Annotated in this window: 14 protein-coding genes; 4 read left to right on the forward strand and 10 right to left on the reverse strand. The window is 64.8% G+C overall.

What is annotated here, in order from left to right; translation table 11 throughout:
* Nucleotides 1-23: 23 nt before the first annotated feature.
* The 10 genes from HNS03_RS09735 to HNS03_RS09780 all read right to left on the reverse strand — a co-directional run bounded on the left by HNS03_RS09735 (nt 24) and on the right by HNS03_RS09780 (nt 10,702).
* The gene (locus tag HNS03_RS09735) at nt 24-1,547 is read right to left on the reverse strand and encodes a tripartite tricarboxylate transporter permease (protein ID WP_367194894.1); all 1,524 of its coding nucleotides are present in this window, start codon (nt 1,545-1,547) and stop codon (nt 24-26) included.
* A gap of 4 nt (nt 1,548-1,551) precedes the next feature.
* Entirely contained in the window at nt 1,552-2,010 is a 459-nt protein-coding gene (locus HNS03_RS09740) for a tripartite tricarboxylate transporter TctB family protein (protein ID WP_367194895.1), read from the reverse strand.
* 141 nt (nt 2,011-2,151) lie between these two features.
* A complete protein-coding gene (locus tag HNS03_RS09745; RefSeq protein WP_367194896.1) occupies nt 2,152-2,940 on the reverse strand; it encodes a maleate cis-trans isomerase in 789 nt (262 codons plus the stop codon).
* Between the two features lie 232 nt (nt 2,941-3,172).
* Entirely contained in the window at nt 3,173-4,150 is a 978-nt protein-coding gene (locus tag HNS03_RS09750; protein WP_367194898.1) for a Bug family tripartite tricarboxylate transporter substrate binding protein, read from the reverse strand.
* A 62-nt stretch (nt 4,151-4,212) separates the two neighbouring features.
* Nucleotides 4,213-5,250, reverse strand: a complete 1,038-nt coding sequence (locus tag HNS03_RS09755; RefSeq protein WP_367194900.1) for a M14 family metallopeptidase — start codon at nt 5,248-5,250, stop codon at nt 4,213-4,215.
* Between the two features lie 18 nt (nt 5,251-5,268).
* Nucleotides 5,269-6,426: a cystathionine beta-lyase gene (metC, locus tag HNS03_RS09760; protein WP_367194901.1), complete on the reverse strand. Its 1,158-nt coding sequence runs from the start codon at nt 6,424-6,426 to the stop codon at nt 5,269-5,271.
* A gap of 6 nt (nt 6,427-6,432) precedes the next feature.
* On the reverse strand, nt 6,433-8,061 hold the full coding sequence (locus HNS03_RS09765; RefSeq protein ID WP_367194903.1) for a rhodanese-like domain-containing protein: 1,629 nt from the start codon (nt 8,059-8,061) through the stop codon (nt 6,433-6,435).
* A gap of 24 nt (nt 8,062-8,085) precedes the next feature.
* Nucleotides 8,086-8,658 (reverse strand): hypothetical protein, encoded by a 573-nt coding sequence (locus HNS03_RS09770; RefSeq protein WP_367194905.1) that lies wholly within the window; start codon nt 8,656-8,658, stop codon nt 8,086-8,088.
* Nucleotides 8,659-8,871: 213 nt separating this feature from the next.
* Complete coding sequence (locus HNS03_RS09775; RefSeq protein ID WP_367194906.1) at nt 8,872-9,717, reverse strand: LysR substrate-binding domain-containing protein; 846 nt, start codon at nt 9,715-9,717, stop codon at nt 8,872-8,874.
* Between the two features lie 160 nt (nt 9,718-9,877).
* The gene (locus HNS03_RS09780) at nt 9,878-10,702 is read right to left on the reverse strand and encodes a helix-turn-helix domain-containing protein (protein ID WP_367194908.1); all 825 of its coding nucleotides are present in this window, start codon (nt 10,700-10,702) and stop codon (nt 9,878-9,880) included.
* 308 nt (nt 10,703-11,010) lie between these two features.
* Between HNS03_RS09780 and HNS03_RS09785 the strand changes: the two genes are divergently transcribed.
* From HNS03_RS09785 to HNS03_RS09800, 4 genes are read left to right on the forward strand one after another with little or no spacing between them, the layout of a single operon-like run.
* Complete coding sequence (locus HNS03_RS09785; protein WP_367194910.1) at nt 11,011-13,164, forward strand: TonB-dependent siderophore receptor; 2,154 nt, start codon at nt 11,011-11,013, stop codon at nt 13,162-13,164.
* 10 nt (nt 13,165-13,174) lie between these two features.
* On the forward strand, nt 13,175-14,326 hold the full coding sequence (locus HNS03_RS09790) for an ABC transporter substrate-binding protein (protein ID WP_367194911.1): 1,152 nt from the start codon (nt 13,175-13,177) through the stop codon (nt 14,324-14,326).
* Nucleotides 14,323-15,396, forward strand: a complete 1,074-nt coding sequence (locus HNS03_RS09795) for a FecCD family ABC transporter permease (RefSeq protein WP_367194912.1) — start codon at nt 14,323-14,325, stop codon at nt 15,394-15,396. The genes HNS03_RS09790 and HNS03_RS09795 overlap by 4 nt, the downstream gene beginning before the upstream one ends.
* Nucleotides 15,393-16,196, forward strand: coding sequence for an ABC transporter ATP-binding protein (locus HNS03_RS09800; protein WP_367194914.1), 804 nt, complete (start codon nt 15,393-15,395; stop codon nt 16,194-16,196). The genes HNS03_RS09795 and HNS03_RS09800 overlap by 4 nt, the downstream gene beginning before the upstream one ends.
* Nucleotides 16,197-16,257 lie beyond the last annotated feature (61 nt).

The raw sequence follows: 16,257 nt of genomic DNA on the forward strand, positions 1-16,257 counted from the left end.
TCGCCTCGCGCCTCTTTCCGCTTTCACTCGATGTCGACCCGACGCGCCTGCATGGCCCGAAGCTTTTGCAGGACAGCGCCGACGGGAAGGGACCGCAGGACCAGAACCGCGCTCAAGGCGATAAAGACGGCGCTGATCGGGTGGTCGATGAAGGTCATGGGGTCGCCGCGCCCCAAAAGGAGCGCCCGGCGCAAATGCTGCTCCATCAGCGGCCCCAAGACGAAGCCCAGGAGAAGAGGCGGCGCCGGATAGCGAAACAGCGACAGCACATAGCCCACGACACCGAAGATCAGCATCATATAGACGTCGAAAATGCTGTTTCGGATGCTGTAGACGCCGATACAGACGAACACCAACATGATCGGATAGAGAATCCGCGGCGGAATCGCCAACATGCGCACCCAGATGCCGATCAAGGGGATGTTCAGCACCAAAAGCAGGATGTTGCCGATCCAGAAGCTGGCCGCGAGCCCCCAGAAGATGTCGGCGTGATTGGCGATGAAGTCGGGACCCGGCGTGATGCCGTGGATCATCAGCGCCCCGATCAGGACCGCGACGACCACGTCGCCCGGGACGCCGAGCGTCAGGGTCGGAATGAAGGCGGTCTGCACCGAGGCATTGTTGGCCGCTTCCGGGGCGGCGATGCCTTCGATCGCCCCTTTGCCGAACTTCTTCGGATCCTTCGAGATCTGGGTTTCCGCCACATAGGCCAGATAGGCGGCAAGCGCCGGCCCGGCACCCGGCATCGCCCCCACCATCGACCCGATCCCCATGCCGCGAAATGTCGGCATGACGGCTTCGCGCAACTGAGCGCGGGTCGGCAGCATATCGCGCAGCCGCACCGAACTCGCCTTCAGGAGCACCGGCCCCTTTCCGGAAAAGCTCGACAGGATCTCCGCAACCCCGAACAAGCCGATCGAGAGCGCCACCAGGCTAACGCCTTCGGCCAGATCGAGGACCCCACCGGTGAAGCGAAACTCGCCGGTGTATTTGTCGGTACCGATCATCGACAGGCCGAGGCCGGCGACCACCATGGTCATCCCCTTGACCGGGGACCCGATGGAGAGCGTCGAGGCCGCCACCAACCCGAGAAGCATGACGGAGAAATAGTCCGCGGACGAAAAGTTCATCGCAAACGCGGAGATCACGGGCGCCAGCCCCATCACCAGGACGATCGCCATGGTCCCGCCCGCGAACGAACTCAGCGTGGTGATCATCAAGGCCACGCCGGCCTGACCCTTCTGCGTCATCGGGTAGCCGTCGAGGCAGGTGACGGCGGCCGTAGCGGTGCCTGGAATGTTGAGCAAGATGGACGCCGTGGAGCTGCCGTACTGAGCGCCGTAGAAGATGCCCGCGAGCATGATCATCGCGGTCGTCGGCTCAAGATAGAAGGTAATCGGCAGGCATAGGGCGATCGCGGCCAGCGGCCCGAGCCCCGGCAGAACCCCCACGAAGGTTCCGATCGTCACACCGACGAAGCAGAACAGGATATTGTGCGGCGAAATCGCGGTATCGAACCCGGCGATGATGTTATTCAGAAGGTCCATGGCCTCACCCTCCGAAAATCGTGAAGGGCAGGCGGAAGCCGTAGATGAACAGCGCCACGCATCCCACGCACATCGCGGCAATGACGATCAGCGTCGACATCCAGTGGACCTTGCCGTAGGCGAACGTGCCGATCAGCATCAGGACGATCGTTGCCGGCACCAGGCCGAACGGTTCGACGAGCAAGGCCCAGGCGATCACGGCGACGATGATCAACGCCACGGGAAGCGGCGGCGACACCTCCACCTCGATCTTCTTGCGCACCGCGTTGACCAGACAAGCCAAGGCGCAAAGGCTGAGCATGCAGCCGATGAGGAACGGCATTGCGCCCGGTCCGATGCGACGCAGCGAACCGAGGCCGTGACCGTAGGCGACGACCGAAAAGCCGACGCCGATAGAAAAGAGGACAAGCGCGATCGCGATATCCGCGTATTGCGCTCCTCTGATGTGTCTTTCGGTTCCCATCTGATCCTACTGGCTTTTTGTGCGGACACTTCTACGAGTGTCGTCCTGTCAAATGCTCCGGGAAGCCCGACCCCTCATCCCGCTCCAAAGGCTGTTTTGGACCCGGCTCGATCGGGCCGGATCACCATGATTGCAGGACGGTCAGGGGCTTGAAGCAGCGCTTGCGGCCGCTTTATCCGCTTGCGCCAAGTCCAATCCGAACAAGCGACCGGCCCCGATGTCCGTCGGCGGCAATCCCGCGCCCCGCATGGCGCGCCAGAGCGTGGCCGAATTGGAGGAGATCACCGGACGGTCCAATTCCGCCTCCAGGGCGGCGATCTGATCCATGGACCGCAAGTTCGTGCAGCTCAGAAAGACGGCGTCGCACTCGGCAATCTCGGCCCAGTGACGCAGCGCCAAATCCGCCACCTCGCGGGAGCTGATTTCCCGGATCATCTCCGAGCGCGCACACTCAAAACTGGTATCGCCGCGCACCGGGTAGCCGGCCTTGTCGAAAAAATCGACCTCGAAGCCGTGGATATCCGCCGGATAGGGGCTCAAGAGAAACAGGCGCCGCGCCTTCAGAGCGTCGAACGCATCCAACACCGCACGGGTGGTCGTCACCGCCGGCACGCCGACACAGGCGCTGATCCTGTCGGCGATGGTGTCGAGCGCATCTGCTTCGCCCAGAAAGCTGCCGGACGTGCAGGCATAGAGAACGATCCGAACGTCGATGCCGGCCAGGAGCTTCGCCTGCTGTTCGACGCTGTCCATCATCCGGATCAGCGAAGCCTGGGTGAGTTCGGCCCCCTCGCGCGGCAGGCGGGTGAAATGCGCGCTCACCCCTTCCGGCAGATGGCGCGGAAATTCGGTTTCGCACGCCACGTTGCGTTCGGGAATGACGAAACCAAGCCGGATGGGACCGGCGAACTCCGGGTTTAGCGGGTCCATGAACGCATGTCCTTTGGAAGCCGGCCGCGTCCCGCTCAGATGGCTGGAACCGATCACGGTTCGGGACCCTGACTGAGGCCCGAACTCGTCGTCATCTGGCAGGCCCGGCCTGCTTGAGCACTTCCCGTTCGGATCGGTTGAACCCGAACGGGAAGGACTTGCTCAATCTGTTGACTTGAGAGCCGTGTCTTGCGGATCAGGCGGTCCCGCCCGATCGGACACCGCCCCGGTGTCAGTTCGGTGCTTTCGCGTCGGCAAGCTCGACCATGTGGGCCCAGTTCTTGATCTCCGAGGCCACGAACGCCTTGAACTCCTGCGGAGTGGAGCCAACCGGAACCGAGCCGAGTTCCTTGTTGCGCTGGATGACGTTGTCGTCCTTGAGCGCGGCAGCCGCCGCCTCGTAGATCTTGTTGACCACGTCGTCGGGCGTTCCCGCCGGGGCGAAAATGCCCTGCCAGGAAATGGCCAGGATGCTGTCGGCGCCCGCTTCGGCGAAGGTCGGAACGTCCGGCAGGAGCGGATTGCGCTGGGGCGCCGTCACGGCAAGCGGCTTGGCGGTGCCCGACTGGATTGCCTTCATCGCGCCCGGCAAGTTGTTGATGGCGATCTCGATATCGCCGGCCGCCAGCGCGTTGTTGACTTCCGCCCCGCTGTCATAGGGGACGTTCTCCATCTCGACGCCGTAGACGTCCTTGATCAGCTCGAAGGTAAGATAGGGCGAATTGCCGACACCGGGCGTCGCGTAGAGCTCTCCCGGATTCGCCTTCAGGTAGCTCATCAGATCCTGAACCGTATCGAATTCGGAATCCGTGGCGACCAGCAGCACGTTCGGCTGCTCGACGAGCTGCGAGACGGGTGCGAAATCCTCAAGCACGTTGTAGGGGATGGTGTCGGCATAGAAGGCCGGCGCGATCGCCTCGCTCGACACGTTGCCCATCAAGATGGTGTAGCCATCCGGATCGGCGTTCGCCACGACGGCGGACCCGACGGTGCCGCCCGCGCCGGGACGGTTTTCGATCACCACCGGCTGACCCAGCGTGTCGCCCATCGGTTCGGCCACCAGGCGGGCGATGATGTCGGCGGCGCCGCCCGGCGCCCACGGGACGATCATGGTCACGGGACGCTCGGGATAGCTTTGAGCCTGCGCCGAGCCGATGAAGGCCAAAGAAAGCGTGCAGAGGGCCGCCGCGGCAGCCGTGAAATGTCTCATAGTCTTCCCCTCAGTTCGTGGTTCGTGAAAAGGCGGCTGTTGTTGTTTTTGTTGGTCTGCGGTCAGACGGACACGTCCGACCATTCAAGCGCGACGAATGCGATGCGATCGCCGGTATGAACCACCGGATCCTTGCGGATGCCGATGATCAGCACGTCCTGCTCCATCGCGGGTTCGGTGATGAGGCGGCCTGTCAGGGTGCAGATGGTGCCGAGCGGATCGCCGGCCGCGACCGTCGTGGCCGGAACGAGCGGCGTGCGAAACAACCCGCCTTCCCGGCTCATCACATGGGTGCGGCGGGTCACCCGGCGCAATGTCGGGGCCGGATCGCGCATCGGCGCAGACAAGAGGCCCATCTCCGCCGCCACGCCGTAGAGGCCCGCCACGCCCTGACGGATGCACTCGGCGTTGGTCTCGCTGCCCGACCCGAGCTCGACCATGAAGGCCGGCTTTCCCCGCGACAGCATCTGATAGTCGATCGCGCCGGGAATGTTGCCGGGCAGCTCGCCCGCTCCCGCCTTCACCGCCATCCGGCACGCTACGGCCGGACGAAAATGGCGGATCATCGAAAACAGCTTCTCTTCGCCGACGCCGCCGTCGGGGTGCAGCTTGTAGACCGCATAAGGGTCCGAATTGAAAAGATTGTTCATGGTGTGCATGGAGATCAGCACATCGGCGTGCGCCGCGGCGGCGTCGAACAGCGCTGCCGACATTTGATCGGCCACCAGACCGTTCAGGTTGCCGGGAAAGGTCTGGTCGAGATCCTGCTCATCCTGGGGCGCAGTCTTGCGCCGGGCGTCCAGCGCCAGCGGATTGGCCGTCGGAGTCAACACCACGGAGCCCGACAGAGTGCCGGTGTCCAACGCCTCGATGAAGTCGAGCCCGGCCCAGATGCCGTTGATCTCGTTGCCGTGGACTTGGCCGGAGATCCAAAGGCACGGGCCGGGATTGCGGCCTTTCAGGATGACGAAAGGCAAGCCGATTTCGGATCCGGAGGCGAAGCTGCCCACCCGAATCCGGCCTTCGGTCAGGCTTTCCGGCGCAGCCGAAGCAAAAGCCTCGGCGAAACCGGCCTCCGTCGAAATGCGCGCTTTGCTCATCGTTTTTTCCGCTGCTCGTTACTTGGAAAGGGCCGTTAAACCAGCCTCCAGATCGGCGATCAGATCGTCGGGATCTTCGAGACCGACATGCAGCCGGACGAGCGAGCCGCCCTCCGGCAAGGCATCGTGCTCGCGCTTGGGATGCGGCAAGGTCACCAGGCTTTCAAAGCCGCCCCAGCTCGATCCGATGCCGAAATAGCGAAGCCCGTCGGCGAAGCGGACGACCGCCGCGTGGTCGTCGGAGGCGAGCGTGAACGCGAACAGGCCCGAGGCGCCCCGGAAATCGCGTTTCCAAAGGGCATGATCCGGGTGGCTCTCCAAAGCCGGATAGTGGACAGCCGTGACCTCCGGCCGCTGTTCCAGCCAGCGCGCCACCTTCAGCGCGTTTGCCTGATGACGCTCCAGCCTGAGCGCCATCGTCCGCAAGCCGCGCAGCGCCAAATAACAATCGTCCGACGAGGTGGAATAGCCGAGCAGCCCGACCAGGTTGCGCACGGTGCCCCAAGTGGCCTCCGAGCAGACCACGATCCCCAGCATCGCGTCGGAATGGCCGACGATATATTTCGTGCCGGCGTGGATGGAGATGTCCACGCCCCGTTCGAACGAAGGGAATAGGAGCGGCGTCGCCCAGGTGTTGTCGTTGATGAGCGGAATGCCATGGCCGGCGGCGACCGAGGCAATCGCCGGGATGTCCTCCAGCTCGAACGTGGCCGACCCGGGGCTCTCGCAATAGATCGCCACCGTCTCCGGCCGCACGCGAGCGGCAATATCCGCTCCGATCCGAGGAGGGAAATATTCGACGTCCACGCCGAGCTCGCGAAGATAGCTGTCGCAGAGATTGCGCGTTGGGCCGTAGACATTGTCGGTCACGAGCAGATGCGTGCCCGGCCGGGCATAGGCGAGCAGCGTGGCCGAAATGGCGGCAAGGCCCGACGGCAGCACGATCGCGCGGTAGCCGCCCTCCAGCTCCGCAACCGCATCGGCCAACGCAAACGCCGTGGGCGTGCCATGCCGTCCGTAGCGCAGCGTGGTGTACTTCTCCTTGCCGGCGGCGTCGTAGGTTTCCATGTCCGGAAACAGGACGGTGGACGCCCGGACAACCGGCGGATTGACGGACACCGGCCCGTCCTTGGCATGAGGCCGTCCCAACCGCGCGATCTTGGTGTCTGTCTTCACAGCGCCCTACCTTGCCTTCTGCAGGGTCTGAGCGGCCTCGCCGGAGGCGGCTTCCTGCGTGATGTCGGGCGCCGGACCGCGCACGAAGACGCTCTTTTCCTGCTCGTCCATCCGCGCGATCAGCCCCTTCTCCCAGGCCAGATACTGCCGGGCGGATTCCAGGACACCGTCGTGGCGGTCATGAACGAAGAACAGGAAGTCGATCATCTCGTCGTCGTCGGGGACGTCCGGCGTCGCAACTACCGGGAGCCCGGCCCGTTTCCAGTCGTCGGGACCACCGTCCAGCACGCGCACGTCCGCAAAACCGGCCTCGGTCAAATCCTCGGCCACGAAGCGACGCGCGGCGGGATCCTGGCCGGCCACGATCACCGTGCGCGCGGTATCGAGCCCCAGCGTCGACAGCCGCGGCCGGATCGCCCATGCGGCACCGTCGATATGGGCCTGGCGGTAGGCGCGCCCTTTCGAGGCGTCGATGAGCTGCGCGCCTGCCTTGACGGCCCCGGCGACGTGCTGCGGCGAAACCATCGACAGACCCTTGGTCCAATCGGGACCGGCCTGGGGCGGCTCCGCCAACTCGCGCACGTCGAGATCGAGGATAACGGCGTCGTGCCCCATGCGGCGCAGCCAGAATGCGGTGGTGGCAGCGCGGATGTCGCGGTTGTCCACCAGCACGATCCGGGCACCGCGCACGCCCACCCACTGGTCGGTCGCCTGGACGAGCTGCCCGCCGGGCGCATGTTGCGCACCGCGCAGTGTTCCGCGCTGAAACTCTTCCGCACTGCGCACATCGAGCAGGTAGGTGGTGCGATCGGTTTCGCGCAGCCAGCCGTCCAACTGAGCGCGCGAAACGAGCGGCAGATCGTTCGCGGCGAGGAAGGCGCTCCGCCGGGCCGCCACATCGGCCAGCGTGCGAGCGCCGGGCTCCGGCAACGGCAGCGGCTCGGAGCCGTACTGGAGCTTGAGGCCGGCGAGCTGCCACCCTTGCGAACCATTGCGCAGCGCGTGAACCGGGTTCGTCAGACCGAGGCTGCGCAACGTCTGCGCACCGATGATGGACCGGGTGCGGCCTGCGCAGTTGATGACGATGCGGGTGTCGGGCTTTTGCACCAGTTCGCCGATGCGCAGACCCAGCTCCGCGTTCGGACAGGAACGGGCGGTCGGAATGTTCATCTTGGCGAACTCGTCCGGGCCGCGCCCGTCCAGGACCACCAGGTCCTCGCCCGAGCGGATCATCTCATCGAGCTCTTCGGCCGCGACCGACGGCGTGCCCATGTCGCTCTCGACCATTTCGCCATAGGCCTTGGAAGGCACGTTGACGCCTTTGAAGAGCCCGTAGCCGGCAGCTTCCCAGGCCGGAGCGCCGCCGGTGAGGACGAACAGGTTGGCATAGCCGAGGCGGGCGAGCTTCTGCGCCGCGCGCGCAGCGACACCGTCGCCGTCATCGAGGAGAACCGTTCGCGCCGACAGGTTCGGGACCAGGCGCCGCGTCTCCGCCTCCAGCCGGCTGAAAGGGCAATTGACCACGAAGAAGGGATGCCCCTCGCCGTATTGCCCATGCTCGCGGACGTCCAGAAACGCGATCTCTTTCCCATCCGACAGGGCGGCTTTCACCTCCTGCGGCGACAACTCTGACATCATCGAAATCGTACTGCCCCTACTTCAACGCTGCGTCTTCACGCCGATCGGCATGATTTTGGTCGTGCCCGCTTCAAGGTCGAAAACGAGACGCTCACTCAGCGTTTCGAGAGGACGTCCGTAGATGTGCAGGTGCCGGATCGGCTGCTCGCCGTGGATCTCCACGTGATGCACATCGTCGGGCATCAGCGCCACGCCGGTCCCCGGCTCCACCGACACCACGCGATCCACGCGGAGCTGGCCGCGCCCCGGCACGCTGCCGTCGTCGAGGCGCTCGTACAGCGTGTTCTGCTCGGCGCCGTCCACGGCAGCGATGCAGGCCCAGGTGGTGTGGTTGTGCGGCGGGATCTTCTTTCCCGGCAGCATGACATTGAGATAGAGCGTCAGGCCCTGCGGGTCGTCCTGCGCGATGAGATAGCGCGCCTGGCGTTCGTCTGCGGCGGGAAGCGGAAAGACGTCCTCGCTCCAGAGCTCACGTTTGGCGGCGAGCCCGATCAGCTCGTTCTTGACCTCGTCCAGAGCGGGGCGATTCGGCCCATCGGCCATCACGCTCCTGACCTTGGTCAGGACTGCTTCGACTTCCTCGTCACGAGTCATCGGTTATCGTGCCTCTAGCTTGCAAACGCGCGCCCTGCCGGGAGGGCGTCGAAGAGTGCTAGCAGCCGGCGCAGAGGCGGCACCAATTCAAACTTCGGAGAAAAGCATTAGCAATGCTAATATATAGACACCAAACATAGGCCCAAGAGGACCAGGATCTAATCTATCTGCTCACCCTATGGGCACGCTTCGCACAGAGGCACAGCGCGTTAATTAGCCGGCGCAGATTTGCTCGAACAGGGTGTTGGCCGCCTGCGAGAGCGGCGCGTTGCTGTGATAGATGTAGAAATTGATGTCCGGCAGAGGCGGAAGCCCCTCCCGCTCGCCCAGGACCTTCAGCTCCGGCCTCAGCATTTCCGGCGTTCGGGCCGTGGTGCCCAACCCCGCATTGAGCGCAACGTGAATGCTCGACAGATTGGGACAGGTATAGCGCTCGATGTGGGGCACGCCGCGCTGTTCGAGCGCATTGAGCGCCATGCGGCGGAAGATGGAGGGCTCGTCGGCCAAGACCAGCGGCACCGGCTGGCGCCGATCGAGCTCGAACGAGGCCGCCGCGATCCAGATCGTCGGAGACGTCCGTAGAAGCTTGCCCCGGAAGCGCTCCGAATGACGCGTCGTCAGCGTCATGTCGAGACGGCCATTTTCCAGATGGACCATCAGGTTCGGGCTGCGATCCACCGTCAGCATCACATGAACACGCGGATTGGATCGCGCAAAGTTGGAAAGAAAGCGCGGCAGGATCGAGTCGGCCACGTCGTGCGGCGCGCCGATCCGCACCTCACCGCTCTGCTGGGAGGAATTGACCGTAAACACGGCCTGATCGTTCAGCGCGATGATCTGGCGCGCATAGGTCAGGAGGTTCTGGCCCGCCTCGTTGAGCTTGCGCTGCCGGCCGACCTTTTCGAAGAGTTGCTGGCCCAAAGCGTCTTCGAGCCGACGCATCTGCTGGCTCACGGCGGACTGGGTGCGAAAGATGCGCCGCGCCGCCGCCGAGAAGCTTCCCTCTTCCGCAATCGCGACGAAGGTGCGCAACAGCTCCGTTTCGAGATTGATTAGCATCGATACATTCGCGACAGGCCCGTTTCAGGCGAGCTTTTGGCTCTGACCCCGGCCTCAGGCGCGGACATGCAGTCGCGCCGGTCGAAGTCATCGGTCACGGAGGCGGCGCCGGCGACAGCCCGAACGGCGCCGCGGCTCACTCACATGCCGGCCGGCCGGATCACCCGCGGATCTCCTTCGGCGAAACACCGAACCTTTTGCGAAACGCCACGGAGAGATGGGCGGGGCTGAATCCAACCTTATAGGCGACCGAAGCGACATTCATATCGCCGGCGGCAAGCATTTGAAAGGCCGTATCCAGCCGCAGGGTTTGCACATAGTCCGCGACGGTCGTCTCGAACGCCAACTTGAAGCCCGCCGTCAGCTTCCGCCGGTTGAGACCGACGCGCAGGCTGAGTTCGGAGAGCGACGGAGGCCGGTCGAAACACGCGTCCAGGATGTCGCGCGCGGCATGCAGCTTCGCAAGATCATCCGTGGTCAGACGGACGCTCGGCGGCGGAGCCTCGTCGAAGGCATCGAGCATAAGACCGGCGACCTGCATCGCCATACCCGCCCGCAACAAAGGCGTGCCGGCGCCCTTGCGACGAGGACCCGCCGCCTCCGCCCCGAATGCGCAGATGCGCTGGCTGGCGGGCGCGACGGCAAGCTGCGGACGGTCGGTGTCTTCCACCCGCAAGGCTCGTCGGATTCCCTCCAAATCCGACGAAAACTGCGTGTCCAAAAACGACGCCGGCAACGTCACCAACGTGAAATGGATTGCGTTGCTGGGCTCGAACGACTGAAGCCCCTCCTCCTCGTGACAGTTCCAGATCGCACAGACCGCCGGACCGGCGACACGGACCTGCTTCGTCTTCGGCAGCTTGCACAGAAGCGCGCCCGAACGAACCAGAACCAGCTTCAGCCCCCGATGCAACTGCTCGTGTTCCCACGTTTCCTGAAGCCGCCGGATCGTACCGCTATGGAGGGATATGGCATCGTCGTGCATGGGAGCGATCGCGTCAGGATACATAGATGCTTGATTTGAAGTCACCGGCCCGAAATTCGAAGTCTTCTATTAGAAATAATTTACAAGAATGCCTCCACCACCTCGCATATCGAGCGCTCTTTCGCCCCAGATCCGCAGCAAACAACATAAGTTAGAGGAGTTCTTTTCTAGCGAACCAGTCGACCGTCGGCGATCGGGAGCGTCGCCTAAAAGATGAGTGCCGCCGTCTAAAGGCGCATTTGTTGCCGCTTCTGCGGGAGCATGCAAGTCACAAAATCTGACTTCTTTGTTCAGGTTTCGAGGCTCCCATGATGCGTCTTCCCCCCCATCGCCGCCCGGTCAGCGAGCGCACCCTTCTCCTCGTCGGAGGTCTGATCCTGCTGTTCGGCAATGCCGCCTCGGCCCAGCAAGATGCGGCGGTTCTCGACCAGATCGAAATTTCGGCGGAACGCGCGGACGGCCCGGTGAACGGCTACGTTGCGCGACAAAGCTCGACCGCAAGCATGACCGGCACGCCGATCCTGGAAACGCCGCAGTCGGTGTCGGTCGTCGGGCGCCAGGAACTCGACGACCGCCAAGTCCAAACGACGACGGAAGCGCTTCAATATGTCCCCGGCGTCTTTGCGTCCACGAGCGCCGTTTCGCGCCGCTTCGACTATTTCAGCATCCGAGGGTTCGATGCCACGCTGAGCGGAATGCTGCTGGACGGCCTCCGCTCGACCACCGCCCAGTCCTATGTCCGCTACCAGCCCTACGGCATGGAACGCGCCGAAGTCCTGCGCGGCCCGACTTCGTTCCTGTACGGCCCGACCTCTCTCGGCGGCGCGGTCAACATGATCAGCAAGCGCCCGACCCGCGAGACGAGGCGCGAGATCGGCATCCAGACCGGCAGCTACGACCGCAAGCAGCTCCAGTTCGATCTGTCCGGCCCGCTCAACGACGACGAGAAGCTGTTTTATCGTCTCGTCGGCGTCGGTCGCTTAAGCGACACCCAGTTCGACTACGTTCCCGATGACACGGCCTATGTCGCGCCATCCTTCACCTGGGCGCCGGACGACCTGACCTCGCTCACCGTTCTGGCGTCCTACACCCACGACGTATTCGGGCCGCCGCGGCCCTATCTGCCGATTCAGGGGACGCTCCTTCCCAATCCCAACGGCGAGCTGCCCTGGAACACCTATCTGGACGGCAGCGACCTCCACAACAGCAACACCCAGGCGAACCTCGGCTACGAGTTCGACCACGCTTTCGACGAGCGGTGGTCGTTCCACTCCGCCGCCCGCTACACCCGAAACGAGCTGACCACCCAGACCCTGTCGGGAATGGGACTGGCGAGCGACATGCGGACCCTCAACCGGACCGCCTATCAGTTCGGGATCGTCGGCGACATTCTCTCAACCGACAACCACGCGACCGTCGATTGGGGTACGGGAGAGATCGAGGGCACGTCGGTGTTCGGCGTCTCCTACCGCCACACCAAGGAGGACTACTATCTCGACTACGGACGGGCCCCGAGCGTGGACATCTACAACCCCACGTACGGCACCGGCTTCTATGCCGGGACCCCGTTCACCCGGACCAAGCAGACCGGAAACGAGCTCGGGCTCTACACCGAAAACACCGTCACGCTGATGGATCGTCTGGTGCTGGATCTGGCCGGCCGGCAGGACTGGGCCTGGGTCGACACCGACGACCTGTTGACCAACACCTCCGCCAACCAGGACGACAACGCCTTCACCTATCGGGCGGGCCTTTCCTATCTGACGCCGTTCGGCATCGCCCCCTATGCCAGCTACACGACCTCGTTCCTGCCCGTGCTGGGTACGAACTTCTACGGCGAGCCTTACAAGCCGACGACGGGCGAACAGGTCGAGATCGGGGTGAAATACGAGCCGGAGACGTTCGACGCGCTGTTCACGGCCGCCTGGTTCCATCTGGCGCAGAACGACGTGTTGACGGCGGATCCGAACAACCCGCTCAACACCATTCAGACCGGACAGGTCACGTCGCGCGGGGTCGAGCTGTCGGCTTCCGTCAACGTCACCGAAGCGTTCCGCCTCGTCGCGAACTACACCTATCTCGACCAGGAGGTGACGGAGAGCACCGACCCCGTGGCGCTTGGAAACCGCCCGACCGGAGAGCCCGAACACATGGCTTCCGTGTGGGCGGACTATGAGCTCGTCACTGGGCCGCTTCGCGGGTTCGGGTTCGGAGCGGGCCTGCGCTATATCGGCTCCTCCTACGCCGACACCGCCAACACCATCACCGTGCCGGACACCACGCTGGTCGACGCGGCGCTGCGCTACGATTTCGGAAAGCAGTTCCCAGACCTGGACGGACTTCAGCTCAGCGTCAACGCGACCAACCTGTTCGACGAGCACTACTACACCTCCTGCTCCGCCCGAAGCTGCTCGGAGGGTTACGACCGCTCGATCATCGGCACGCTCAGCTATCGTTGGTGAGGAGGCGGAAATGGGATCCAAAGCCATGTTCGACACGATGGGACACACCGCGCGTCGCGTCCTGCTGACAGTCTTCGTCGCGGCCGGGCTGATCGCCACGCTGATACCCGCCACGCGAACGGCCTCCGCCGAGCCGATCACCGTCACCGACATGCGCGGCCGTAAGGTGACGTTGCCGGAACCGGCGGAGCGCGTCGTGCTCCCGGAGGGGCGCCATATCCTGACGCTGGCGCTTCTCGACGACGACCCGGCTTCGCTGCTGGCGGGCTGGGGCAACGATCTGGAGCGCTATTCGCCGGCGACCTATGAGGCGGTGGCGAACGCGTTTCCGGCGGTCCGCTCGCTGCCGATCGTCGGCGGAGCCGCGGGCCAGACCGTATCGATGGAGGCGATCATCGCGGCCGATCCCGACCTGGTCGTCTTCACCTTGTACGGCCCCGCACCGGAAGGCCTCGACCGGTTGGACGCGGCCGGAATCCCCTACGTTTTCGTCGATTTCTTCCAGGAGCCGCTGCGGAAAACGGTGCCAAGCATGCGCCTGCTCGGCGCGGTTCTGGGCCGTGAAGACCGGGCCGAAGCCTTTGTCGCGTTCTACGAGCAGCACATGAACGCTGTTGCCGAGCGCCTGTCGGGGACGGAGCGCACGCCCGATGTCTTCTTCCATCTCAACCCGAACGGCCGCGACTGTTGCGTGACCTCCGGTCCGGGAAATATGAGCGACTTCATCGCGGCCGCCGGCGGCCACAATATCGGAGCCGACAAGGTGCCCGGCGCGATCGGACGGCTTAGCCTGGAATATGTCCTCGCCGCCGACCCGGATTTCTATCTCGCCGGTGGCGGCTCCACGGTCAGCCCGGGCGGCCTGAAAATCGGGCCCGGCGTGTCTCCGGACGAGGCCCGGACGACGCTTGAGCACGTAGCCGAAACGCCCGGCGTCGCGCGGCTCGGCGCGATCGAGACCGGACGGGGCGCCGGCATCTGGCTGTTCTTCTTCGACAATCCGCTGTTCTTCGTCGGCGTCGAAGCGATGGCCACCCTGCTCCATCCCGAGCTGTTCGCCGATGTCGATCCAGAGCAGACGCTTGCCACCCTCGAGCGAGACTTCCTGTCCATCGACCTCGCCGGCACCTTCTGGATGCCGTTGCCGACCCCCGCACGATGAGGACAATCGAACCGGGCGAGGATGTCGCGCACCACCGCGACATCCTTTATGCCCATGCGCGCGCGGTCCGCAGGCGGGTCGGCTGGATTGCCGCGCTTGCGGCCATTCTCGTTGTCAGCGTCGTCCTCGACCTGATGACCGGGCCGGCGTGGTTGGGCGCCGGAGAGGTGGTGCGGAGCCTTCTGACCGGCGGCAGCGGCGGCGCGACGGCGGATGTCGTGGTCTGGCAGGTGCGGTTGCCGACCGCCTGCCTCGCCGTGCTCGTCGGCGCCAGCCTGAGCCTGGCGGGCACGGAGATGCAGACCATCCTGCGCAATCCGCTCGCCAGCCCGTTTACGTTGGGCGTGTCGTCGGCCGCAGCGTTCGGGGCGGCGCTTGCGATCGTGCTCGGGATCTCCCTGCCGCTGGTGCCGGAGGCGTTCGCGGTGCCGGCCAATGCGTTCGTCTTCGCGTTCGGCGCGGTGATGCTGATCCAGCTCATCGCGACCGTGCGCGGCGAAGACGGCAGCGCGCTGATCCTGTTCGGGATCGCCATGGTGTTCACCTTCAACGCACTCGTCTCCGCCATTCAGTTCGTGGCGCCGGCGGCCTCGTTGCAGGAACTCGTGTTCTGGACGATGGGAGGGCTTGGCCGTGCGGATCGGGTGTCGGTGTTTGCGACGGCGGCGGTCTTCTGCCTCGTGCTGCCTTTTTCGCTGGCGGCCGCCGTCCGGCTGACGCTGCTTGAGCTCGGCGAGGAACGGGCCCGCAGCCTCGGCGTATCGCTGCAGCGCCTGCGCTTCGGGTGCCTGGCCCGGGCGAGCCTGCTCGCCGCAACGGCGGTTGCCTTCGCCGGCACGATCGGCTTCGTGGGACTGGTCGGGCCGCACGTCGCCCGGCTCATGGTCGGGGACGATCATCGCCTGCTTCTGCCGGCCTCCATCCTGTCCGGCGCCGCCATCATGTCGCTATCGAGCATCGCCGCGAAGCTGGTTCTGCCCGGCGTGATCATGCCGATCGGGATCGTCACGACACTGGTCGGGCTGCCCTTTTTCGTGATGCTGCTTTTCGGTCGGCGGCGCCGCGGATGACCGAGGGCGCGCCGGAAAACCGCCTCGTGGTGAGAGGGTTGTCGGCCTCCTACGGCGCGAAACCGATCCTCACCGACGTGGACGTGCCGGATCTGGTCGCCGGCTCCATCACCGTCTTCGCCGGCCCGAACGGCGCGGGAAAATCGACGCTCCTTCGCGCGCTTGCCGGAGCCACGCCGGCAAGCGGCGAGGTTGTCTACGGATCGCGCAATCTTCTGGCGCTCTCCGAGCGCGACCGCGCCAAGGTCGTCGGTTTCGTGCCCCAGGCAGGCCCCGGGGCCACCCGGCTGACGGTGATCGATGCCGTGATTGCGTCGCTGCGTCTATTTGCCGGAAGCCTGTCCGCCGGCGAGACGAAGCGCGCCGCGTGCGCTACCCTCGATCGGCTGGGCATTCTCAACCTCGCCTTGCGACCGCTGGCAGAGCTATCGGGCGGCCAGCGCCAGCTTGCCGTTCTGGCGCAATCGCTCGCGCGGCAACCTCGCGTGCTGCTGCTCGACGAGCCGACCAGCGCCCTCGATCTGAGGCACCAGTTCGAGGTGATGTCGGTCGTGAAATCGATTGCCGCAGAAGGCCGCATCGTCGCGCTGGTCCTACACGACCTGTCGCTGGCGGCGCGCTGGGCGGACCGGATCGTGTTTCTGAAGGCCGGCCGCATCGTCACATCGGGCCCGACCGGTGACGTCCTCCGTCCGGCCACCCTGCACGATGTCTACCAGGTCCATGCCGATGTGAAATGGGTCTCCGACGACGACCCGCACGTCACCATTGCGGACGTCGCGCGACCGGGCCCGGACTGACCCCACCCAACCATTTACACGAAGCGGCAACTTCACCCCTAAAGAAAATAGGATGAATTCT

The organism is Amorphus sp. 3PC139-8 (assembly GCF_040750475.1).
Lineage (GTDB): Bacteria > Pseudomonadota > Alphaproteobacteria > Rhizobiales > Amorphaceae > Amorphus.